A 20,267-nucleotide genomic window follows, 5' to 3' on the forward strand; every position below is an offset into this window, starting at 1 on the left:
GATATCCCATGAAACTCGATGACCTGGCCGCCGCGACAGGCGCGACGGTTCGCCAGATCCGGTTCCTGATCGGCGAGGGCTTCGTTCCTTCGCCGGATGGCGGGCGGACCTATGCCCGCTACGGTGACGCGCATGTCAAGGTGATCCGGCGGTTCCAGCGCCTCAAGGATCTTGGCTTTCCCAACGCGGCGATCCGGTTGCTTCTCGACGCCCGCGAAGGCGTACCCGTTCCGGTCGTGGATGGCGTGACGCTGGTCATCGCGCCCGAGCTTCTGGGCAGTGATGCGGCGGTCGATCAGATCGTCGAGCGGACGGAGGCGCGGTTGCGGTCCGCCCTGTCCAGCGGGGCATCGAAGCCGCGCCGGCGCGCAGCGGCCGGGGGGGCGGGATGATCGAGCCGACCGGCCCCGGGCTGACCGATCCGCTGCTGCCGCTGTTGCGGCCCGCGGCGACACCCCGCCCGCCGTTGCTGCTCGATACCACCGACATCCGGCTCCGCATTGTGCCGCCGATCGCCCGGCTGATCCTCGTGCGCACGTTTACCAATCGAGAACACGTGCCGATCGAGGTGGTGTTGACGATGCCACCAGCGCTGGCCGGGGCCGTCGTCCACGACATGGCGGTCAGCATCGGCGACCAGCGCTGGAGCGCGCGCGCGCGCGCGCGTCGTCGCGCCGAAGGGACCTATGACGGCGGTGCGATCGACGGGAACCGAGCGATCCTTCTGGAAGAACTGAAGCAGGGCTGGCAGGCGCTGTCGGTCGCCGGCGTCCGGCCGGGAGAGTCGGTCACGCTGCGTTTCGAAAGCGTGATCGGTATCGGGGAGACCGGCGCGATGCTGCGGCTGTGCCCGGGCGTGGATCCGGACCGCGCCGTTCCGGCGTTGCCCGATCATTTGCTGCCGCGCCACAGCGGCGTGTCGCATCCGGTCACGCTGACCATTGAGGGCGCCGACGCGATCCGGGTGCTCGCCGCCGGACGCGATCTGCCGCCGAAGCAGCGGATCGACGGGTCGCCGATAATGCTGGAGGTCGTCGTCCCAGCCGGCTTCAAGGGGGCGCTGACCGATCGCTCGGCCGACGACGTGCGCGCGGAAATGGCGCTGCATTGCGCGACCGAAATCGCGGCGCTGCTCACGGCCGGCGGCAAAGTCGATCGCGCGCGGGTGCGCGACCTGGCGGTGAAGGGCAATCTGCTGACGACGGAAACCAGCCTCGTCTTCGTCGGCCCGGAGGGAGAGGCGTCCGGCGTCCTGCCCGCGATGCGCAAGCTCGCGCTGGTCGATGCGCGGGCGGCCGAGGTCCAGCCCGTCCCCGCCGCGATGCCGCCGGTCGCGGAACCCGTCTCACCGGTCATTGAAGCGCCGCCACTGGATGATGGTGGCGACATCCAGCCCGGCCGGCGAGGCAGGACATTGCCGAGGCTTCCGACCCCCAACGCCCGCGCGCCGTGGACCGTCCGGCTTGGCAACTGGCTGCGCGATCATCTGCTGCCACGGACACGGCCGCTCAACCTGCCGCTGCTCGGCCGCCGTCTGCGGTCGGCGGCCGGACAGGTGCTGTGGCGTCAGGACGGGATGCTGTCGCTGCGCTCCGGCGATCCCGCGCACCTGCCGCCGGCGGCGGCGGCGCTGGTGCGCGAGGTCGCCGCCGTGCCCGTCGTTCGCGATACGGCAGCCGCGTTGCATCTGACGCCGGATCACCTCGCCATCGCGCTGCTCGCGCGGGCGGCGGCGCGCGATCCGGCGACACCGCCGGAACTGCTCGATCAACTGTTCCCCGATGCGGTGCCGCAGCCGTTCGAGCGGCTAATGACGATGATGGAGCTTGGTGCGTGAGGTATCTGCTCCCGGTGGCGCTTCTGCTCGCCTCACCACGGCCGCTGCTTGCGCCGTGGGGCGCCGAACGCGCCGAGCGTTTCGCGTCCGACGATACGCGCGGCCCCTGGGCGCGGCGCTGGGTCGGACGCAGCGACGGCGCGCGCATGATGCTGACCTTCTACCGATCCGCAGAGGATGCGCGGCGGGTGGCGCTGCTGTCGCGCGGCCTGGGCGATGGACCGCAAGGCGATGACGATCGCGCGTTCCTGCGCGGCTTCCTGCCGTCGGGCTGGCTGGCGAGGGTCGGTCCGATCCGGTCGGTCGCCTATAGCGACGTCGCGCGCGGCCTGTGTGTGGTGGTCAAGATACGGAACGAGGCATCGCGGCTTTGCATGGCGAGCCGTCCGGACAGCGCCGTGGTCGCGACGGTGATGACCGGGATGCGACGCGATACCGCGCAGGCGGCGGCGATGCTGCTCGCCCGCCATGCCGCGCGCCATCCGCTGCGCATGGCGCGCGTCACCGCTGAACGTTCGAGCGATTCATCTCTTGCAGGCGCCGGTCCAACAGGTCGCGCGCCTCGGGGCTGAGACCCTGATCCTCGTCGCCAGTGGCGGTGGTCGGTGTGGCGCCCGGCGTCGCGGCCCGGTTGCCGGAATGCTCGGCCAGGTAGCGATCGAGATAGCGATGCCCGACCGGCGAGCTGGTTATGGCGTCGAGCGGGTTGTGCCCGTTTTTCACTACGCCACCGACGCCGGGAAACGCCTCGCTCCGAAACGCCTCGCTCCCCCTCCAAACGTCGTCGGAGATATCGACCGTGACCTTGCCCTGCATGATGCCGATGACGCCCGGTTTGCACGGGATCGGTTCGGCGCGCGTGCCGTTGATCCAGTGAAGCGGCCAGTCCCACCCGGTCGCGATCCAGTCGAAGAAACCGAACGCCTCTTCCTGGGTCGCCTTCACCGGATAGCAGTGACGGTCGCCCGCCTGCCGGCGCGCGCCCCAGACCCAAACTACCAACAGGACCATCAGTCCGACCTTGAGCAGATTGCCCGCCACGCTCGATACTTTCCCCATCATCGCCTTTCCCGCACCACGGTTCCAACGTCCCGGTTGACTTCATTGCACCACGGTCTTCGGTCCGCCGTCCCAGCATTGATCACCGGGCGCGAATCCGCCCCGCGCACACGGGGGTAGGAACCAGCCGTTCGCTTCCCCTTCTTGCAGCGGAGACGGCGCAGGCGGTCGCGCACGTGCGCGTCTGACTTGGGCAGCGCGCCGTTCGTAATCGGCGACATCATCGCCGAACAGCGCCCGGCAGTCCCGCGTCGTGCCCTGCTTCACATCATAGCAAATGTCGCCGCGACCACTCGCGGTCATCGGGCGCCCGAACACCCACCACAGTCGCGCGGCGTCTCCGTCTCCCCACCAGCGCAAGACAGCAGGGCCGTCGTCGCGACCGCCGCCCGCGACCGCCGGCAGGCCTGTCGCCGCGGCCGGGATGGCGTGCGCCGTGCCGGTCGCATCGCCCGGATAGGTCCGGCCGGACGGCAGTTGCCCCTTGGCGGGATCGAACAGCATGACCATCGTCACGTTCTTCTGCGGCGAATAGAAGGACGGGACGATGACCGGGTTCGTGAAATCGCCATCGTGCGGTCGCGCCTCCAGCGCGCGCAGTTCGGCGTCGGGCGACCAGGTGTGCGCGACGGCCAACGCCAGCGCGACGTTGGAGGCCATGTCCTTGCCCGTCGTCGCCACGCTGTCCGCCACGGTCCGTACCTGTCGGCCGGCAATCGGCCCGATCGGTTGAAACAGCAGGATGCGCTGTAGCATCATCGCGACCATGCCACCGCCCTTGACCGGCAACCATTGTCCCTCGTCGTTCCAGCCCTGATCGGAAACGAAGCGCAGACCGCGCTCGCTCGCCGCCAGTTGCCCGCGATCGATGTGGAACTCGTAGCCATCGTCCGCCAGCCCGTCACGGACCAGCGCGAAATAGCTGCCGTCAGGCATCACCGTCAGACCGATGGTCCCCGAACGACTATCGGCATCGGGCTGACGCACCGTTACCAGCCAACTGCCGCAGAAATGCCCGATGCCGGACCGGTCGCCGGCGTCGGCGGGTCGCGCGACGCCGCGGCGCATCCGATCGACCCAGAAATCGAAGCGCTGCCAGCGTATATCGTCGAGCGCGATGCTCTCGGCTTCTGCCACCGGGGAAACGATGCAATCGCCCGACTGTGCGGGCTTCCCGGCCGATGCCTGCACCTGCTCGGCATTCGTATCTGGTTTGGCGCTCTCATGCTGAGTGCTTGCATTGGAGCCGCAAGCCGCTGGCAAAAACGACAGGAGAGCGATCACCGCCGTCTTCCATCCGAATCGCCGCATCGCCGAGCGCCCCTTTCCGAACTTCCTCTATCAGGACAGCTTTCTTTTGCCAAGACATCTGTTAAAAGATTGGAGCGTCACGACGTGACTGCGCCAGGAGGCAGCGATGGGCGATTACGGACACACTGACGAAACGAAGGTCTACTTCGTTCGCATCAAGGATACCGGCGCGGGCGTCGGCATCTTCTGGGCGGACTGGAGTGGCCTTGATCTTCTGATCCAAAATCGGGTTGATCCATGGAAATGCGAAGCCGCCGAGATCGGCCGGTGGGTCCAGCCGTCCGGGGGGATCCTGTTTGCCCATGGTCCGGTTCTGCACGAAGGCATCGTCGAGAATCCCGGTCCGCATCTCTGCATGTTGACGAGCGGACTGGCCCAGTTGCTTTTCGAGAACGGTCAAGGCGATGACCCGACACCGCTGGACTTCGAGCCGCTTCATGTTTCAACCCCGATACGGGTCAGTAAGTCAGGCGATTAGACACCTTGTGCCGCGAGGGCTAACGTCGTGCGTAGGAAGACTTAATCTGACCCGTTTCCCATTATGTCCTCCGAGATTTCCTGCCGCAGCTTCGGTCCTTTGGCGAGACGGCGGCCGAGCGCCGTGACGAACTGATCGTAGCGTTCGCCCGCCTTGGCGCGGGCCGCCTGGGCGGCTGGCTCCGGCAAGGTCGGCGTGGTCGAGACCCAGTATTTGATGAAGACGGCAAGGCTCTCCACGGCGATGCCGACATCGCGCTCCAGCCTCGTCATGCGTCGATCGAGCTGGTCGAGGCGCTTGGCGATGACGGCCTCCTGCCGTTCGGCGGCATCGGGCGAGAGGAAGGATTCGATCGCCGCTTCCGCCACCAGCGAGCGCGAATGGTCGCGGCGCGCGGCATGTTCCGCCAGGCGGCTCATGATGGAGGGATCGAGATAGACGGAGAGGCGCTGCTTACGGGGCGGTTTCGTCATCGGTCCCTCACAGTTCCATTCCATCACCGGGATCGAGCGAGACCTGGCGCGCCACGCCCTGCATCAACCGGCTCATCCTGCTGTTGCGCGCTGCATCGTCCTCCGTCTCGTCGCGGTCGGCGTCGATCTCGAACGGATTGTCGATCGGCATCTTCTTCTCGGGCGACAGTACCCGGTTGAGTTCCGGCTGCTGGCGGCGTTCGGATTCGGTGGGATCGTCATCCCCGGTTTCAGCGGCTGCCGTCCCCTCGGCGATCTGCGGGCCGGGTGGCAATGGCAAGGCGGTCCAATCGTCAGGCCGGGCAATTTTGGGCGCGGCAAGTGCCGGCGGCGGCAGGATGCGTTCCTTGAACCTGGCGTCCTCATAGTAGCGCGCCTTCTTCGCCCGGATCGGGGCAAGGCCGGCGACCATGACGATCTCGTCGGTCGGCGGGAGCTGCATCACCTCGCCGGGCGTGAGCAGCGGTCGGGCGGTTTCCGAGCGCGACACCATCAGATGGCCGAGCCAGGGCGAAAGCCGGTGCCCGGCATAGTTCCGCATTGCCTTCATTTCGGTGGCGGTGCCGAGGGCGTCCGACACCCGCTTGGCGGTGCGCTCGTCATTGGTGGCGAAGCTGACGCGGACATGGCAGTTGTCGAGGATCGAATTGTTGGCGCCATACGCCTTCTCGATCTGGTTCAGCGACTGGGCGATCAGGAAGCTCTTGAGGCCGTAACCGGCCATGAAGGCCAGCGCGCTCTCGAAGAAGTCGAGCCGTCCGAGCGCCGGGAACTCGTCCAACATCAAGAGCAGGCGATGGCGGCCGCCTTTCGCCTGCAGATCCTCGGTCAGGCGGCGGCCGATCTGATTGAGGATCAGGCGGATCAGCGGCTTGGTGCGGTTGATGTCGGAGGGCGGCACGACAAGGTAAAGCGTGGCGGAATGCTTCCCACCCACGATATCGCCGATCCGCCAGTCGCAGCGGCGCGTGACCTCGGCGACGACGGGATCGCGGTAGAGGCCGAGGAACGACATGGCGGTTGAGAGCACGCCCGATCGTTCGTTCTCCGATTTGTTCAACAGCTCGCGGGCGGCGCTGGCGATGACGGGGTGTGGCCCTGCTTCGCCCAGATGCGCGGTCTTCATCATCGCCGCGAGCGTGGATTCGATCGGCCGCTTTGGATCGGACAGGAAGGCGGCGACGCCAGCCAGCGTCTTGTCGGATTCGGCATAGAGGACATGCAGGATCGCGCCGACCAGCAGGGCATGGCTGGTTTTCTCCCAGTGGTTTCGCTTCTCAAGACTGCCTTCGGGATCGACCAGGATGTCGGCGATGTTCTGGACGTCGCGCACTTCCCATTCGCCGCGGCGCACTTCCAGCAGCGGATTATAGGCCGAGGATTTGGCGTTGGTCGGATCGAACAGCAGCACGCGGCCATGCTTCGACCGGAAGCCGGCGGTGAGCTGCCAGTTCTCGCCCTTGATGTCGTGGACAATAGCCGATCCCGGCCAGGTCAGCAGCGAGGGCACGACCAGACCGACGCCCTTGCCGGAGCGGGTCGGCGCGAAGCACAGCACATGCTCCGGCCCGTCATGGCGAAGATAGTCGCGATCATAGCGGCCGAGCACCACGCCATCGGCGCCGAGCAGGCCGGCGCCCTGAACCTCCCCCTTCTCGGCCCAGCGCGCGGACCCATAAGTCTCGACATTCTTGGCCTCGCGCGCCCGCCAGACCGACATGAGAATCGCGACGGCGGCGCCGATCAATCCACCCGAAGCGGCGATATAGGCGCCCTCAATGAAGACCTGTGGCGCATAGGCATCATAAGCGTACCACCACCAGAAGAAGGACGGCGGCAGGTAGAAGGGAAAACCGAGCAGCCGGAACCACGGTGCGCCCAATTCGGGCTGGAAGGCGAGACGCCAGGCGACCCATTCGGTCGCGCCCCAGACGCAGGTCAGGACAATGGCGGCGACGACAAGAATCTGGCCCCAGAGTATTTTGGTAGCGGACATCGTCGGGTCTTTCTGCATGGGATCAAAGGCCGAGGCCGCGCTTGCGGCCGAAGCTCCAGTCGATGCCGCCATCGCTGCGGGCGATGCCCGAGACATGGCGGCCCAGGTGCTTTTCGAGGGAGGGCGTCCAGGGCACGAGTTGGAAGCCAAGGCCGTCGTCCAGCATGGCGAAGCGGCCGGAGGCGAGCGTGAAGCGCTGGCGATAGGAGCCGGCGACATATTCGCCGCTGGCGGCGCGGTTGAAGGACTGGCCGGTCTCGGCCGCCAGCTTCTCCCCCAGCGCCTCCAGCTCCCGGGCACGCAGCGTGTCGATCAGGTTCCGGGTGAAGATGACGCGCTGGCCGCCGCGTTCGGCGAAACCCTGCTCGACCAGATGCTCGGCTCGGCGGTCGAGCGCCTGGCGGACCTCGGCCCCGAACCCGCCATCGGACAGCGCGACCGGTTCGCGCGCGATGTTCTGCCGGTCGAGCCAGGTCGCACCCGATGCTGTGATCTGGCGATCGATGTCGAGATCAGAGCGGATGGCGATGGCGACCCGGCGCTGTCCCTTGGCGTCATCGAACCGACGCAGCTCGACGATCGACCCGGGCGCGCTGTCGCCGGCGGCATCGAGATCGGGCATCTTGATATGGTGGGTGCGCCCGTCCACACCATCGACCACGGCGTAAGCGGTGCCGCTCAGCTCGTCGTCGAGACCGCGCGTCACCAGCCGGCCTATGATGGGCACGTCAAGGCTCTCGGCGGCCAGCACATAGCTCGCCGATCCACGCTCGATGCCGCGCTCGGTCAGTGCGCGGTGCATCCGCTTGATGATGTCACCGCGCTCACCCAGTTCTCGAAGCACCGCCTCGGCCTTGTCGTCGATCGTCCATTGGCCGGGACCGACTTCGGCGGCGAGACCCAGCCCTTCGAGTTTGCGCAGCCGTCCGACCTTCTGGGCGTGATACGCATCCGGTTGCTCGCCCGGTCGTGGGGCCAGATCGATGACACCGGAGTCTCGTGCGTCGCGGACAAGCTGGCGATCGAGCTGCGTCCAGCGCTCCGCATCGACCTGGCGTTCCAGCCCGCGGCGGATGTCGAGATCGGTTCTCGGCCCCAGCTCCTGAGTGATGAGATCGCGGGCGCGGTCGTGCATTCCGTCCTTGATGTAATCGCGGGAGATGACGAGATCCTGGCCGTCGTCGCGGACGCCGCGCACGATCAGATGGACGTGCGGATGCTCGGTGTTCCAGTGATCGACGGCCACCCAGTCCAGACGGGTGCCAAGATCCTTCTCCATCTGACCGACGAGATCGCGGGCGAAGGATTTGAGGTCCGTCATCTCCGTCGCGTCGTCCGGGGACACGATGAACCGGAAATGGTGGCGATCACCTTCGCAGCGTCCGGCGAACGCTTTGGGATCGACGTCCTCCCCGCCGGGGCCGAACAGCCGGGCCTTCTCCCCGTCCCGGGTCACGCCCTCGCGGCGCAGATAGGTGAGATGGGCGGCGAGCGGCGCCGACCGGGCGCTATGACGCACCACCCGCGCCTTGATAACCGCGCCGCGTGTACGGGCCGTAATCAGCCGATTTGCCTGGACGCTGGCGCGCTGTCCCCGGCCGAAGCGGGAGCGATGACCGGAGACGATCCGCCCTGAGCGGGAGACGCCGGCCCCGGCCTTTTTGGCGGCGGCGAGCGCCTGGGCGATGAAGGGCCGTGCGCGCTGCGCGCCGGATGAGCGAATGCGGCCGGGACGGATGCGGAAATTGATCTCGTCTGTCATGGCTGAGGCTCCGCACATCTCGCCAAGCCCCGGAACAGATGAGAAAATCGGCATGGCCGCGAGGTGCGCAGCAACGCCGCACATCGCGAAAACGCCTCATAAGTCCTTGAAACAACACGACCGGCCAAAGCCGCACATTGCGGCCTTTTATCCTGCCATCCTTCGGTCGTGTTGCCTGTGCTCCACCTCTGCGCTCTCCGGAATACGCCAGCGCCCGCTATCGTGCGATCGGGAACTACGGTGCTCATCGCATCGTCCCCGTATCAGCGCGGGCGACGAACAGCCCGCCGGATTGCGGCACGATGGCAGAAACGTCGCGCACTGCTGGCGTCTGTCCCGTATCGGTCGAGGAGCGCTCGGCCTGCACAGGATCGGCAGCGGGGCGGCGATCCGGCTGTCCGATGAACAGCGGCGCACGGGTCCACGCCAGCGGATCGACGGCCGCCACGACGGTAGGTCTGGTCGCACCGTTGCCGTCCAGCGCTGGTGCCACATTGGCGAGATAGGCGCGGGTTTCGGATGGCAACGGACGGCCGCTCAGCGACGCCTCATAGCGACCGGGACCGGCATTGTAGGCGGCGATCCAGCCAGGCGAGCCGTAGCGGTCGAACAGCTCGCGGATATAGGCCGCGCCCGCGATGATGTTGTCGTGCGGGTCGTATGGGTCCGCGCCGAGACGGTGACGGACGCGCAGGCCCACCCAGGTCTGTGGCATGATCTGCATCAGGCCGATCGCCCCCTTGGGCGAGACGGCGCGCGGATCGCCATTGCTTTCCGCGCGCAGCACCGCCCAGATCCATGCAGCCGGAAGCTCGAAGCGCTGTGCCGCTTCCGCGACATGATCGGCGTAAGGATCGCGCGGCGTTGGCCGGGCGGTCGCGACGGGATCGGCGAGCGACGGCACGGATTGAACGCAAGCAAGCGCGAGGCCGGAAAGGAGGAGGAGGACGGTGCTGCGCATGGCGTCAGTCCTTCGCGTCGCGCTTGGCGGGACGGCTCCAATGCAATGACCAGTCCTTGCCGGCATCGTCGTTGCGGAACAGGTTGGCGCGGACCGGCTGCGGCAGTGCCGGATCGTCGATCACCACAGCAATGTATCCGCCCGCGCGCTCCCCGGTGCGCTTCCAGCCGGCGCCGATCTCCGCGCCCGCTTCTCCGGTCTCGCCATCGACGATATGGACGCGGTACTGGGGCGCGTTCTCGGCGTCTGATGGCTCGGCCGGGACGATGAGAATGTCCTGAGCCAGCATCAGTGTTGTCAGATGTCCGACGAAGCCAATGCCGTCTTCGTCGTGCGTAAATGTCCCGATCTGTGGCATGGTGGTTTCCTTAGCGGTGGCGTTGGAAGACCCATCGGCGAGCACCGCTCCCGCCGATGGGAAGCGGGTCAGTGCGTGGTCGTTGAGGTTTGGGCCCGCCAAACGAAACGGCTATCGCCGGCCTCGTCGGTGTAGATCGGCGTCGCCTTGCCGATGACGGTGCGTGCCGGCATCGGGCCGAAATAGCGGCCATCAAGGCTGTCGGGGACGGACGGATTCATCAGGAAGATGTCGCCATCCGCGATGCGGCGGCAGCCCTGCCAGACCGGCAGCGGACGGCCATGTCTATCACGGTCGAGCGCGCCGCCGATCGGCACGGTATCGACCGTCACGGCATCGCCGGTGCGGCAGACCTGTTGACCGGGAAGTGCGGCGACACGCTTCATCAGCGGCAAGCCGCGCCCGATATAGCCGCGCTCGACCATGAAATCGGCGAGCGGCTTGTCCGGCATGACGGCGACCAGATCGCCGACCGCCAGATGGCGGGGCGGATCGAGGTCATAGAGGCCGATTGGCACGCTGGCCGAGGCGTTCCACACGAGGCGTAGCGGCGTCGGAACGAACGACGCGATGGCGACGCCCATGATAGAGAAATACGTCACCATGACATAGCCGAAGCGGGTCATCGCTCGATCTCCCGCCGCTTGAGCCACGCCTGATGGCGCTCGGCCGTGTAGGGACGCGGCTCATGTCCGGCGCTCAGACGGTTGGCGACATGGCGCCAGTGATCGGCGCCGACCTCGCAAGGGTCGATCCCAGCGGCTTCCACCGCATCGATATGGCGGAGCACCCGTTGGACATTCGGCCAGCCCTCGATCTTGAGCAGGATGTCGCCGCCAGGGCGCACGAAGGGCAGCGTCTGATAGGCATCGCCGGGTCTGACGGCGCACACGATGTCGATGCGCGAGATGATCGTGCCGAAGTCATTGGACGCCCAACGGACGAAGGCGAAGGTGCTGCCGGGCCGGAACGACAGCACGCGGCGGCGGCGGTCGAGGATGGTTTCTCGCGCCTCGCGGCCGAACCTGATCCAGTTCTCGATTCTTTTTTCCACCCAGGTCAATTCGACATGGGTGAGGTCGTCGGATGCGTGTGCGATCGGCACGGAGCCGCCGAGCACGCGAGGAGCCGCGTTGCCGGTCATGGATGGTCTCCATCGGGGTCAAGGGGAAATTCACGCGCGAGCAGCTCGCGCAGCATGTCGGCGACGGTGACGCCGCGCCGGAAGGCGGCGATCTTGATCCGGCCGCGCAGCTCTGGCGTCACGTCGATGGTGAGCCGTGCGTAAAAACTGCCGGCGTCGCTGTCGCGCGGCGCACTATCTGCCGCCTTGATCCACTGCTCCGGATCGGCTGGGCGTGAGGCGAATCCGCGACGGGTCGGGCGTTCGCTCATGGCGTCGTCCTTCCTGTGTCGAGTGCATCGATCGCCGCTACCAGCACCGCGATCTCGCGCGCGGCGGGCGTTTCGTCGTCCAGTTCGGACACCAGCCGTCCCGATTGCGCGGCGACCGCGAAGGCGACGCGCTGACTGATGGTGGCGGTGAGCACCGGCGGATCGTGATCGGCCAGCGTCTCGGCCGTTTCGCGGGCGAGCACAGTGCGCGCGCCGCAGCGGTTCAGCACGAAGCGGGCGGTGAGATCCGGTCGGTAGATGCGCGCTTCCGCAAGAAGCGTCAGCATCTCGGCGGAAGCCCAGCCATCGAGTGGCGACGGCTGCACCGGAATCAGCACCAGGTCGGCGGCGAGGAGCGCCGAGCGCATCAGCGCTGCGACACGCGGCGGACCATCGATCACGATCACGTCGGCGGTGCGCCCCAGTTCCGGCGCTTCCCGGTGTAATGTGTCGCGCGCCAGGCCGACGACGCCGAACAGACGCGGCAGTCCTTCGCGCGCCCGCTGCTGCGACCAGTCCAGCGCCGATCCCTGCGGGTCGGCGTCGATTAAAGTGACCCGCTTGCCTTGCCGTGCCCATTCGCCGGCGAGATTCAGGGCCAGGGTCGTCTTGCCGACGCCGCCCTTCTGGTTGAGGAGCGCGACGATCATGGCTTCTTCCCCGGTGACGGAAGGGGAAGCAACGGCGCGACCAGGGTTTCGGCGGTTGGCGCTGTCGGCCGCTTGCGAGCACCGCGAAGGGCCTTTGCGGCGCCGCGGATGAGATTTTCCACCTCACGCGTCCGCTCTACAGAGTTAGATTCTCTGTTAGACTCTAAGTTAGGGGAGCAAATTCCGCTTTTCGTGCCGAGGGTTAGGCCTTGTTTAGGTTCCCGATGGCACGAGGGGGTGGTTCCCGATAGCACGCGCCTGCCGGTTCCCGATGGCACGACGCTATCCACAGTCTGTCCACAGGCCGGAATCGGCTCGAAGGCGAGCAGCATCCGCCCGCCGATTTCGGCTTCGAGAAACAGCGTGTAGCCGGGCAGTGGCTGGCGTCGAATGATGTCGCGCAGCTCGAAGGCAAAGCGCTTGAAGGGCGACAGGCTACCCGACTTCTGGTGCAGATGACGGAAGTCGAAACGCCAACCATTGCGTTGCCGGCCGCCATGCTTGCGCACGATGCGGTATAGCCAGCGATCGAGGCCGCCGGTGAGATCGAAATAAGCGCGGTCGATGGTCAGCACGAGCGCGTCGTCGAGCACGGCCTGGTAGAACCAGTCGGGAACGATCAGTTCGATCCCGTCAGGCCGCCCGTTGCGATCGGTGCGTTCCTTCCACTCGTTGATCCACGAGAAGCGATGCCGTCGGCCCTCGGCGCGCTGGCGGATCGTGGTCGAAATGGTGGTGGACTGGAGCCGATCGAGCGCCGCCTTCAGGCGTTGATAATCGCGCAGGCTCGTGCCGCGGCCGATGAACCGGAGAATTTCATACGGGGTGGCGGCCATCAGCCGTGAGGTGCGAAGCCTCGCGTCGCGGGCTTCGACGATCTGACTCGCCGCCCAGATCAGGATGTCGGCGTCCCATATGGTCGCCATGCCGTGATCGGGGACAGCCTCGACCCGGATCGCGATCTTGCCGGCGCAAAAGTCGATCGGCGCGACGCGATGGGATTTGGAGAGGGAGAAGAACGGATAGGCCATGAGATCCTGCGCGTCTCGTGGCGCGAAATCGCCGGGGAGCGCCCGGAACAGGTCGAGCTGTCCGCGCTCCGAGAGGGACTGATGCCGCGCCGCCATTCTGAAACCGCGATCAGCGTGCGAAGCGGCCAGGCTGCGCCACAAGCGGCTGCACCTGACGCTTGGCAGGCAGCACGTTGCCCCGCGGATCGGAGGTCGAGGTCACCGCGCCACGCGCGGCCCAAGCTTCGAGATCGTCTACCGAATAGACGACGCGCCCGCCGAGCTTGCGATAGGCCGGGCCAGTCCCGTAGGTGCGATGTTTCTCCAGCGTGCGGGCGGAAAGGCTGAGGAATTCAGCCGCTTCCTTGGTGCGCAGAAAGCGCGGCGGCAAAACGGCGAGGTCGGGTCGCATGGATCGGCCTTTCGTGATCTTCGGTGGGGCCGCCGATGATCGGCGGCGGACGAAGGTCACGATGGCGAAGGGCGAGTGTCGGGATGGAGGGCGAAGTTGGGGGGTATCGAAATCGCCCACCGGGCGAGCCATCTACGCCTAAAAAGCGCGGCGATGCCGAAGCAGTTTGCGATAGCCACCCGCGATCATAGTTCGGGCATCGCGGATCAGCGCCTTGACGGCATACCGCACTGAAGAAGTTTGCCATTCGCTGCGGTCCAGTGCGCCGGTTCTGAACATGACCTGCGCGATCTCGCGCCCGGTCGCGCCGGCCCGATGACCGTCGAAAGCTTGCAGCATTCGGCGCATTCGTGCCCGTTGCTGGGCAGTCAAACGTGTGTCGGGAGGAACCGCACGGCCATGCAGAGCAGCCAGAAGCCGATAAACGGCTTCGAGGCGATCGAACCCATCCACACCGAGCGGAATGATTGCTGCTGTAGCTGCAAGACCCTGGTGAATGAGTTGAAGTTGTTGGCCGCTGCCGAGGTCAAACAGCAAGTAAGCAGTGTTGTTTTCGGTCACTGAGACCGCTGCATCGATAACCGGTGGCGGATCGACTGGGCCCAACTCGGCTGGCGAAGCTCCGAGCACCAGGATGCTGGTGTCATGCTGCGGTAGCCAAAAGACGGGGGCGTTTGGTGGGGCGCGCAGAGGATCGACAGGGAAATCGTAACCCCCATTGCTGACGGATCTTACCTGTCAGCTCTTGTCGATCGACATGCGCGTCATCAAACGCTTCGTAGTCATGGTCATAAGCATCGTTTCGGCGCAGCCACTCCCAGGCAAGGTCGGATGCGGTGAGATCATCGATGGGATCGTAGTGCGCGGGCGAGCGCCACAGGGATGCGTCCGGCGTCATCGCGTTCCTCCCATCGATTGACCAAATTGCGGGAGCGATATGATTTCCCGGAAAGGTTGATTGAGGGAAGAGGTCTTGACGGCAGAGAGCGATGCCGGGGCGGCATCACTCCGTCAGTGCCTTTGACTGTCGCGGACCAGATTTCGATAGCCGCGGTCGGACATCCAGCGCGCACGGGCAAGATGCGAGTCGTGGATCAGGCGACAACGTCTTGGATCGAGTTCGGGATCGAGACCGAACAGAATCCGTACAGCCTCGCGCCAGTCGGCACCATCGCGAGCGGCGTCGAGCAAGCGGAGATACAAAGTCATGTGCTTTCGGTCATAGGGCGTCAGACCCTGGCCGGGAGGTGGTTCGTCAAGAAACTGCGGGGCTGATCGTGTCACCGGGCCATCCTATTCGCCTGACGCGATCCTGTTAACCAAATCCGCCGCCGTCATTGACGCAGGACATGCGGACCGTGGAAAAACAGGCAGGATCGCCGCCGCGTGGGCGCGACGGCTAGGATGGGGATCGTCGCTGGTGTTCGTCATGAAGCCGCAGCACTCCTTCGCCCTTGTCGGTGGACAGAAGGACGACGCCAGCGGCTTCCAGTGCCCGCCTGACTTGATCGCGCGTCGTCTCATACACATCAAGCCCGCTTTCGGATTCGAGGCGTTTGAGAGCGGTCAGCGATACTCGGGCCTTGTCAGCGAGCGTCTCCTGCGTCCAACCCAGCAACGCGCGTGCGGCCCGTGATTGTCGGGCGGTGATCATGCATGATCACCTCCCACCGGCCGAAACGCACTTGCCAGAACTACGGCTATTTTAGTCGTTCTTGGAGTGAGCGCCACCACAATTCGGTGTTTGTGGTGCTCAACTTCTGGCCCGTCGCCGCTCTACGTGCCGAACTGATTCGGTTTTGGCGGGTAAGCGGCCCCGGCCTTTCGACCGGGGCCTTGCTCCGGGGGCTCAGTCGCCCCGGCGCCCGTTGGGACGGGACCAGATCAGCGAGTAACCTTCGCCATCCTCATCGTCGAAGAGATTGGCGTAGATCGGGGCGTTGAAGCTCGGATCGTCGAGCTTGAGGCCCAGATAGTCGCGGCCTTCGTTGGAACGCTTGGACCAGGCGGCGCCGATCTCGGCGCGGCCGACCAGAACGCGGTGGCTGGGGGCGTTTTCGCCGGTGGCGCGCAGGTCGGGAACGATGCGCACGCCCTTGGCCTGGACGCTGAGAGTGACGATTTCGCCGGTGAATTCGTTCGAGCCGGTCTTCTTGAAGGTGCCGATGGTCGCCATGGTAAGTCTCCTTTTTTTGCGTTTTCGAGCCCGCACCATGCGGCCTCGATGGCGATCGGTGGGCCGGAGGCGACCGACGACGCATCGCTTGCGACCGAAGCGGAGCGGAGGACGGCGCAGGCGCGACTTTCTTGTCTCGCGAGGAATGGGTGAAACCCAGGGGAAGAAAGTTGCGACACGCCGTTGCGGCATAGGCGGTCGAGGCGAAGCCGGTCTTCGGCCAGATCAGGCCATTGGAGAGGCCGTGAGGTGCGCTCGTTCAACGGGACAGATGAAGGAGACGCACGGCGACATCTCGCGATCGGCAAGAGAACAGGACCGGCGGTTCACCGGCATCGTTGCATCTTGCAGGACAGGCAGGTTGTGCTCCCTCCCGTGCCCGGCCACCACAGAACAAACCCGTCACCCATGTTCGGGCTTTGCCGCCATTCGTGTGTGCCGCTGATCGAAGCTCCCTCGAGGGTGCGGGCCTTGGGGCGCGGCTCCGATCCGTCGCTCCTGCCCAACACCCACGCGATCTCTGGCGACAGGGATGGCGTCTATCCCCGCTGTTCGGGCGTTGCCGCCCACGGTGTCGGGGCCGCCTAAGCCCGCGCCAGCCCCTGGTTTACAGGGTCGGGCGCTGCCATGCCCGCAATGCGCAGAAACGCCGTGATGCCCACCGCAATCGAGCCGAGGACCGAGAAGACGATCTGCCAAGTCTCCGAAGGGATGGTGTGTTTCACGATTCCGTGGACGGCGTGATAACCCGCGATGACGGCGGGCGCGACGAAGATCGCGGCGATCGCAAACTTGGCCCAGAGCGGACGGACGGTTGCAAGCAAGACCTGGCCGAAGCCGAGCGTCAGCCCGGCCGCGACCGTGCCGATGAGGATTGCGCCCAGCCAGCCTGCGCCAGTGTGATAGGCCCAGCCGCCAGCGGTGACACCTGCGAAGAAAGGCAGCGCGAAGACGGCGAGCGTAAACAGCAGCCAGCAGAAGAAGCCGATGGCTGCGATGGACAAGATGATGCCAAAAATGAACATGGTGGTGTCTCCGAGACAGAAAGGTCTGAAGGTCGCGCCTCCACCACCACCGCGGCGCGGCCGGAACCATAGCAGAACATCGCCGTCGGCGGGAGCGGAAACCAGCAGGGTTTCGGCATCGCGCGCGGTAATTTTCTGCCGGTCATGGGGCGAAAGGGTCGATTTCATCGACGATGGCCACGCTGTCGCCGTCATATTCGCTGGCGGGCATGACCGAGAGCGTGCCGTCACCGGCGCGGAAGATGACGATGACGGCCATCAGGGTGGTGGCGAGGCTGAAGGCGAAGGCGTGTGCGTCGTGGAAGGACATTGATCCAGCTCCTGTTTCGAGCGGAGGTCCATCCCCCGCTGACAGGCGCCCGATGTGTTCGGCCGAGGGCCGCAATCACCGCGACAGGCGCAGCCGAAGCGGCGGCACGCGCATGCGTAGTCCGACCCTTTACGGGTTGATGGCGTCAGGCCCTCGGCCGGACCAAGGATCAGCGCATTTGAAGCGGGGGGTGGCTCTGCTCTGCATGGGCCGCTGATAAGTCCATAGATGTCATGCCCTCCGTCGTGCGAAGTCACTGTATGTCGGCTATGTTGGCATTGGCTGACTCGGATTCTGCGTCTTCAGCCTTGAGGCAGTCATGGTGACACATGCTTCAGTAAGAGAGCGAGGATCTACCGCATGGGAGAAATTAATATCCCTCGCGATCAGCAGACTGCCATCACGGCGATCGACGCCAGAGAATTGGACAGGCTGATCGACCAGGCAATCCGGGAGGAACGATCGGGCGAATTGCACCGTCTCCCTCTCGCGGCCTGCGGCTCCCACATCGGAACAAAGCTCCATTCCTTCGACCGGGCGTTGGCGAAACACCGCGAGGCCAAGGCGCCGCGAAAGCGGGCGGAAACAGGGGATGCCCTTCGACGCGCAGGCCATGATTTGTCCTTTGCCGTTGGGGCTATGAAGCAGCGTTTGGAAACCGAACAGAAGGACGCCCAATTCTTCATCGTCGATGACCAGATCGTGCCGCCCTACCGCTTCACCACGCAAATGAGTGTCAGGGTGAGCTATCGGTGGCGGCGAACCATCGAGGACGAATGGCAATGGGGTAGCATTACCTTTGTCCATCACCACGACCCGCGCCCCAACTACGCGGTGCCGGTGCCCACGCGGAAGCCAAGCGCCGCCAAACAGGAGCAGGAGCTTCAGAACCGACTTTATCAGACCTGGGAACACCTGATGCGCGGCGCGCTTTATTCGGTGAGAGATTATTTCAGGGACGGCGGTGACGGTGCCAAGATTCCAGAGACGTTCCAGGTAACGGTCGATTCCTACAGCCGCGATCTGAACAACTACAGCACGCAATTCTGGCGCCAGCAGCCCTGATCGCCTTCGCCCTTACGGAAGTGAAATAAGGGATGGCGGCGCTTACGCGCCGCCCGTGCCGAACCGATAGACCGGGATGCCGAGCTTCCTGGCTTTGTCGGCGAGGTTGTCCTGGATGCCCGTGCCGGGGAAGATAAGGACGCCGATCGGCATCACCGCCAGCATGGCGTCGTTGCGCTTGAACGGGGCGGCCTTGGCGTGCTTCGTCCAGTCGGGCTTGAAGGCGACCTGCGGCACCTTGCGCGTCTCCGCCCATTTGGCGGCGATCTTTTCGGCCCCTTTCGGGGAACCGCCGTGCATCAGCACCATGTCGGAGTGCTTGGCGTGAACCTGGTCGAGTTTGGCCCAGATCAGCTTGTGGTCGGCGGTGTCGCCGCCGGAGAAGGCGATCTTCGGGCCGGCTGGCACGAGCACCTCGGTGTCAGCGCGGCGTTTGGCGGCGATGAAGTCACGGCTGTCGATCATCGCAGCGGTGAGGTGGCGATGGTTGACCCTCGATCCTGTGCGCTGGGACCAGGGCGAACCGGTGGCGCGGTGGTAGTGGTCTGCGGCGCTGTCGCGGAAGACTTCCAGGCTGTCGCGCCGTTCGATCAATGATTGCCCGAGTTCGATGAGACGTTCGAGCTGGACGGATTTGACCTCCGATCCGTCCTGTTCGCGCTGGAGCCGTTTCTGCGCCTGCTCGTTGTCGTCGAGCTTGCGGTCTGCCCGTTCGACGGCGCGGTGGAACATATTGACGGTGGACCAGAGGAGGTCGTCGAGGTCAGGATCGAGGCTCGTATCGGCCACGGTGGAGATCAAGGCGTCGAAGATGTCGGCGACGGCGCCTTCGATGATGCGGTCCTCCGGCACGGGCCTGGGATCGGCTTCGTCTTCCGAAGGTCGGTAGCCGTAGAGCTGAAGCTCTTGTGCGATCTGGTCGGTCGGCGATGCAGCGTGTTCGGGTTCGTAGTCGTCGTGCTCGCTCATGGGATGCTCCGTCGGTTGGACCGCGACCGTCGCGGCCTTCATGGCGACGAAGCCGTCGGGCGGGACGGACCTGCACCCGGAGCGAAGCGAGAGGGCCGAAGCGCAGCGAAGGATGGCGAAGGCCGGCGATTTTGCTTCGCGATGGAAAGCGGCCCCCCTTTCTCTTCTTTGGGGGCCGCGCCGGAAAATCGTTGGCCGCAGCCATTGCCGATCCGGCTCGGCTGACGGCCGATCGCCCTCTCGAAGGCCGAGGCGCGGCCCTCTCCGAGGGTTGGACGCATCCGGGCGGGCATGATGATTGCGGCCCTGACACTCCTTGCCGGCGACTATCCCGCTTCGAGCCAGAAACGGGCGACGTCTGCCGGTGCGAGCTGCACCCGCAGATTGGCGCGGAGCGCGTCGATGCCGAGGCGTCGGAGATCCTCGTTGAAGTCCTCCAACACCGGCGAGAGCACGATGGCCTCGATCCCGGCCGTGTTCGCCCGTTCGACCAGGCTATCCCGCGCGCTGTCGCCCGCCGGGTCATTGTCGCGGACGATGTAGAGCCGGCGCAGGGGCTCGGGGAACAGGAAGGCGGCCAGGTGGGCAGCGGAGAGCGCCGCCGCCATCGCCATGTGCGGTATCGCCTGACGTGCTGACAGGACGCTTTCGATTCCTTCGCCTGCCGCCATCACCTCGCCGGCGATCCCGAAACGGACGGCGTGACCGAGCAGGTCGCCCATTGCTTTACGCTGCGTGTCGATCGGCGCCTTGTCGGAGCCGTCAGGAGCGATCCAGGTCCGATGCGCGCCGGTGATCGTACCCCTGAGATCGGTGACGGCGGCGATCATCGCCGGCCAGGTTTCGGTCTGGCCATGATCGTCGGGCCGGTAGTAGCAGCGTGGATGGAAACGGAGGTTTCCGGTTCCGTGCAAAGCCGCAATGCCGCGATGACGGAGATACGCCTCTACGGGGGTACAACCGATCGAGACCGTTGAAAAAGGCTTGCGCGAAATCGGCGTGGCGGATGGCTGGTGACGC

General features: G+C 65.6%; 26 protein-coding genes and 1 pseudogene. 5 read left to right on the top strand and 22 right to left on the bottom strand.

Annotation, left to right across the window (positions count from 1 at the left end):
• Positions 1-8 precede the first annotated feature (8 nt).
• Genes AX672_RS15680 through AX672_RS15690 form a run of 3 tightly spaced genes read left to right on the top strand, consistent with a single transcriptional unit; the run spans position 9 to position 2,409 of the window.
• Positions 9-392, top strand: coding sequence for a helix-turn-helix domain-containing protein (locus AX672_RS15680; protein WP_066652940.1), 384 nt, complete (start codon positions 9-11; stop codon positions 390-392).
• On the top strand, positions 389-1,837 hold the full coding sequence (locus AX672_RS15685) for a VIT domain-containing protein (protein ID WP_066652942.1): 1,449 nt from the start codon (positions 389-391) through the stop codon (positions 1,835-1,837). The genes AX672_RS15680 and AX672_RS15685 overlap by 4 nt, the downstream gene beginning before the upstream one ends.
• Positions 1,834-2,409 (top strand): hypothetical protein, encoded by a 576-nt coding sequence (locus tag AX672_RS15690; RefSeq protein WP_066656330.1) that lies wholly within the window; start codon positions 1,834-1,836, stop codon positions 2,407-2,409. The genes AX672_RS15685 and AX672_RS15690 overlap by 4 nt, the downstream gene beginning before the upstream one ends.
• Here the strand turns inward: AX672_RS15690 and AX672_RS15695 are convergent.
• Together AX672_RS15695 and AX672_RS15700 are read right to left on the bottom strand one after the other, a co-directional pair.
• Complete coding sequence (locus tag AX672_RS15695) at positions 2,339-2,878, bottom strand: hypothetical protein (RefSeq protein WP_054362448.1); 540 nt, start codon at positions 2,876-2,878, stop codon at positions 2,339-2,341. The two genes, AX672_RS15690 and AX672_RS15695, sit on opposite strands and share 71 nt — an antisense overlap.
• 60 nt (positions 2,879-2,938) lie before the next feature.
• Positions 2,939-4,207, bottom strand: a complete 1,269-nt coding sequence (locus AX672_RS15700) for a hypothetical protein (RefSeq protein ID WP_066652948.1) — start codon at positions 4,205-4,207, stop codon at positions 2,939-2,941.
• A gap of 106 nt (positions 4,208-4,313) precedes the next feature.
• Between AX672_RS15700 and AX672_RS15705 the strand changes: the two genes are divergently transcribed.
• On the top strand, positions 4,314-4,685 hold the full coding sequence (locus tag AX672_RS15705; RefSeq protein ID WP_054362446.1) for a hypothetical protein: 372 nt from the start codon (positions 4,314-4,316) through the stop codon (positions 4,683-4,685).
• A 41-nt stretch (positions 4,686-4,726) separates the two neighbouring features.
• On the opposite strand, the gene AX672_RS15710 is transcribed toward AX672_RS15705, so the two are convergent.
• From AX672_RS15710 to AX672_RS18935, 18 genes and pseudogenes are all read right to left on the bottom strand, one after another.
• Entirely contained in the window at positions 4,727-5,158 is a 432-nt protein-coding gene (locus AX672_RS15710; protein ID WP_054362445.1) for a ribbon-helix-helix domain-containing protein, read from the bottom strand.
• Between the two features lie 7 nt (positions 5,159-5,165).
• Entirely contained in the window at positions 5,166-7,154 is a 1,989-nt protein-coding gene (locus AX672_RS15715) for a conjugal transfer protein TraG (RefSeq protein ID WP_054362469.1), read from the bottom strand.
• Between the two features lie 22 nt (positions 7,155-7,176).
• Positions 7,177-8,916, bottom strand: coding sequence for a relaxase/mobilization nuclease domain-containing protein (locus AX672_RS15720; RefSeq protein WP_066652950.1), 1,740 nt, complete (start codon positions 8,914-8,916; stop codon positions 7,177-7,179).
• 244 nt (positions 8,917-9,160) lie between these two features.
• On the bottom strand, positions 9,161-9,877 hold the full coding sequence (locus AX672_RS15725) for a lytic transglycosylase domain-containing protein (protein ID WP_054362443.1): 717 nt from the start codon (positions 9,875-9,877) through the stop codon (positions 9,161-9,163).
• A gap of 4 nt (positions 9,878-9,881) precedes the next feature.
• Positions 9,882-10,235 (bottom strand): DUF736 domain-containing protein, encoded by a 354-nt coding sequence (locus tag AX672_RS15730; RefSeq protein WP_054362442.1) that lies wholly within the window; start codon positions 10,233-10,235, stop codon positions 9,882-9,884.
• Between the two features lie 68 nt (positions 10,236-10,303).
• The gene (locus AX672_RS15735) at positions 10,304-10,861 is read right to left on the bottom strand and encodes a S26 family signal peptidase (protein ID WP_066652952.1); all 558 of its coding nucleotides are present in this window, start codon (positions 10,859-10,861) and stop codon (positions 10,304-10,306) included.
• On the bottom strand, positions 10,858-11,379 hold the full coding sequence (locus tag AX672_RS15740; protein WP_066652954.1) for a DUF2840 domain-containing protein: 522 nt from the start codon (positions 11,377-11,379) through the stop codon (positions 10,858-10,860). The genes AX672_RS15735 and AX672_RS15740 overlap by 4 nt, the downstream gene beginning before the upstream one ends.
• Entirely contained in the window at positions 11,376-11,630 is a 255-nt protein-coding gene (locus AX672_RS15745) for a hypothetical protein (protein ID WP_066652957.1), read from the bottom strand. Before AX672_RS15745 ends, AX672_RS15740 begins: the two co-directional genes overlap by 4 nt.
• Complete coding sequence (gene parA / locus AX672_RS15750) at positions 11,627-12,280, bottom strand: ParA family partition ATPase (RefSeq protein WP_066652959.1); 654 nt, start codon at positions 12,278-12,280, stop codon at positions 11,627-11,629. Before parA ends, AX672_RS15745 begins: the two co-directional genes overlap by 4 nt.
• A gap of 305 nt (positions 12,281-12,585) precedes the next feature.
• Positions 12,586-13,407, bottom strand: a pseudogene (locus tag AX672_RS15755) (replication initiator protein A); the annotation flags it as partial.
• 13 nt (positions 13,408-13,420) lie between these two features.
• Complete coding sequence (locus AX672_RS15760; RefSeq protein WP_066652962.1) at positions 13,421-13,702, bottom strand: helix-turn-helix transcriptional regulator; 282 nt, start codon at positions 13,700-13,702, stop codon at positions 13,421-13,423.
• A gap of 138 nt (positions 13,703-13,840) precedes the next feature.
• Positions 13,841-14,263, bottom strand: coding sequence for a DUF2285 domain-containing protein (locus AX672_RS15765; protein ID WP_231731395.1), 423 nt, complete (start codon positions 14,261-14,263; stop codon positions 13,841-13,843).
• An 82-nt stretch (positions 14,264-14,345) separates the two neighbouring features.
• Positions 14,346-14,600 carry a transcriptional regulator domain-containing protein gene (locus AX672_RS18335; protein ID WP_082730588.1) on the bottom strand — a complete coding sequence of 85 codons (255 nt, stop codon included), beginning with the start codon at positions 14,598-14,600 and terminating at the stop codon, positions 14,346-14,348.
• A 113-nt stretch (positions 14,601-14,713) separates the two neighbouring features.
• Positions 14,714-14,911, bottom strand: a complete 198-nt coding sequence (locus tag AX672_RS18340) for a DUF2285 domain-containing protein (RefSeq protein ID WP_221220812.1) — start codon at positions 14,909-14,911, stop codon at positions 14,714-14,716.
• A gap of 190 nt (positions 14,912-15,101) precedes the next feature.
• Positions 15,102-15,356, bottom strand: a complete 255-nt coding sequence (locus AX672_RS18345; RefSeq protein ID WP_082730590.1) for a helix-turn-helix domain-containing protein — start codon at positions 15,354-15,356, stop codon at positions 15,102-15,104.
• A 195-nt stretch (positions 15,357-15,551) separates the two neighbouring features.
• Positions 15,552-15,878 (bottom strand): DUF736 domain-containing protein, encoded by a 327-nt coding sequence (locus tag AX672_RS15780; protein ID WP_054362415.1) that lies wholly within the window; start codon positions 15,876-15,878, stop codon positions 15,552-15,554.
• 584 nt (positions 15,879-16,462) lie between these two features.
• On the bottom strand, positions 16,463-17,071 hold the full coding sequence (locus tag AX672_RS15785) for a hypothetical protein (RefSeq protein WP_246370425.1): 609 nt from the start codon (positions 17,069-17,071) through the stop codon (positions 16,463-16,465).
• The gene (locus tag AX672_RS18935) at positions 17,046-17,213 is read right to left on the bottom strand and encodes a hypothetical protein (RefSeq protein ID WP_183769783.1); all 168 of its coding nucleotides are present in this window, start codon (positions 17,211-17,213) and stop codon (positions 17,046-17,048) included. The genes AX672_RS15785 and AX672_RS18935 overlap by 26 nt, the downstream gene beginning before the upstream one ends.
• Before the next feature lie 360 nt (positions 17,214-17,573).
• Here AX672_RS18935 and AX672_RS15790 point away from each other — a divergent pair, with 360 nt between their 5' ends.
• Positions 17,574-18,278, top strand: a complete 705-nt coding sequence (locus AX672_RS15790) for a hypothetical protein (RefSeq protein ID WP_054362413.1) — start codon at positions 17,574-17,576, stop codon at positions 18,276-18,278.
• Positions 18,279-18,320: 42 nt separating this feature from the next.
• Here the strand turns inward: AX672_RS15790 and AX672_RS15795 are convergent, their stop codons facing one another.
• On the bottom strand, positions 18,321-19,247 hold the full coding sequence (locus AX672_RS15795; protein WP_054362418.1) for a DUF2493 domain-containing protein: 927 nt from the start codon (positions 19,245-19,247) through the stop codon (positions 18,321-18,323).
• A 326-nt stretch (positions 19,248-19,573) separates the two neighbouring features.
• Positions 19,574-20,267, bottom strand: a 694-nt coding sequence (locus tag AX672_RS15800) for a DUF7146 domain-containing protein (RefSeq protein ID WP_202189358.1), incomplete at its 5' end; no start/stop codon positions are given.

The organism is Sphingomonas sp. CCH10-B3 (assembly GCF_001556185.1).
Classification (GTDB): Bacteria; Pseudomonadota; Alphaproteobacteria; order Sphingomonadales; family Sphingomonadaceae; genus Sphingomonas; species Sphingomonas aquatica.

Excerpts from the sequence above, each read along its gene's own strand:
- AX672_RS15680 (WP_066652940.1), top strand. The coding sequence starts at position 9 with ATGAAACTCGATGACCTGGCCGCCGCGACAGGCGCGACGGTTCGCCAG.
- AX672_RS15785 (WP_246370425.1), bottom strand. The coding sequence starts at position 17,071 with ATGAAATCGACCCTTTCGCCCCATGACCGGCAGAAAATTACCGCGCGC.
- AX672_RS18345 (WP_082730590.1), bottom strand. The coding sequence starts at position 15,356 with ATGATCACCGCCCGACAATCACGGGCCGCACGCGCGTTGCTGGGTTGG.
- AX672_RS15760 (WP_066652962.1), bottom strand. The coding sequence starts at position 13,702 with ATGCGACCCGACCTCGCCGTTTTGCCGCCGCGCTTTCTGCGCACCAAG.
- parA (WP_066652959.1), bottom strand. The coding sequence starts at position 12,280 with ATGATCGTCGCGCTCCTCAACCAGAAGGGCGGCGTCGGCAAGACGACC.
- AX672_RS15745 (WP_066652957.1), bottom strand. The coding sequence starts at position 11,630 with ATGAGCGAACGCCCGACCCGTCGCGGATTCGCCTCACGCCCAGCCGAT.
- AX672_RS15700 (WP_066652948.1), bottom strand. The coding sequence starts at position 4,207 with ATGCGGCGATTCGGATGGAAGACGGCGGTGATCGCTCTCCTGTCGTTT.
- AX672_RS18935 (WP_183769783.1), bottom strand. The coding sequence starts at position 17,213 with ATGTCCTTCCACGACGCACACGCCTTCGCCTTCAGCCTCGCCACCACC.
- AX672_RS15790 (WP_054362413.1), top strand. The coding sequence starts at position 17,574 with ATGGGAGAAATTAATATCCCTCGCGATCAGCAGACTGCCATCACGGCG.
- AX672_RS15795 (WP_054362418.1), bottom strand. The coding sequence starts at position 19,247 with ATGAGCGAGCACGACGACTACGAACCCGAACACGCTGCATCGCCGACC.
- AX672_RS15730 (WP_054362442.1), bottom strand. The coding sequence starts at position 10,235 with ATGCCACAGATCGGGACATTTACGCACGACGAAGACGGCATTGGCTTC.
- AX672_RS15705 (WP_054362446.1), top strand. The coding sequence starts at position 4,314 with ATGGGCGATTACGGACACACTGACGAAACGAAGGTCTACTTCGTTCGC.
- AX672_RS15725 (WP_054362443.1), bottom strand. The coding sequence starts at position 9,877 with ATGCGCAGCACCGTCCTCCTCCTCCTTTCCGGCCTCGCGCTTGCTTGC.
- AX672_RS15685 (WP_066652942.1), top strand. The coding sequence starts at position 389 with ATGATCGAGCCGACCGGCCCCGGGCTGACCGATCCGCTGCTGCCGCTG.
- AX672_RS15735 (WP_066652952.1), bottom strand. The coding sequence starts at position 10,861 with ATGACCCGCTTCGGCTATGTCATGGTGACGTATTTCTCTATCATGGGC.
- AX672_RS18335 (WP_082730588.1), bottom strand. The coding sequence starts at position 14,600 with ATGACGCCGGACGCATCCCTGTGGCGCTCGCCCGCGCACTACGATCCC.
- AX672_RS15720 (WP_066652950.1), bottom strand. The coding sequence starts at position 8,916 with ATGACAGACGAGATCAATTTCCGCATCCGTCCCGGCCGCATTCGCTCA.
- AX672_RS15710 (WP_054362445.1), bottom strand. The coding sequence starts at position 5,158 with ATGACGAAACCGCCCCGTAAGCAGCGCCTCTCCGTCTATCTCGATCCC.
- AX672_RS15780 (WP_054362415.1), bottom strand. The coding sequence starts at position 15,878 with ATGGCGACCATCGGCACCTTCAAGAAGACCGGCTCGAACGAATTCACC.
- AX672_RS15740 (WP_066652954.1), bottom strand. The coding sequence starts at position 11,379 with ATGACCGGCAACGCGGCTCCTCGCGTGCTCGGCGGCTCCGTGCCGATC.
- AX672_RS15715 (WP_054362469.1), bottom strand. The coding sequence starts at position 7,154 with ATGTCCGCTACCAAAATACTCTGGGGCCAGATTCTTGTCGTCGCCGCC.
- AX672_RS18340 (WP_221220812.1), bottom strand. The coding sequence starts at position 14,911 with ATGACTTTGTATCTCCGCTTGCTCGACGCCGCTCGCGATGGTGCCGAC.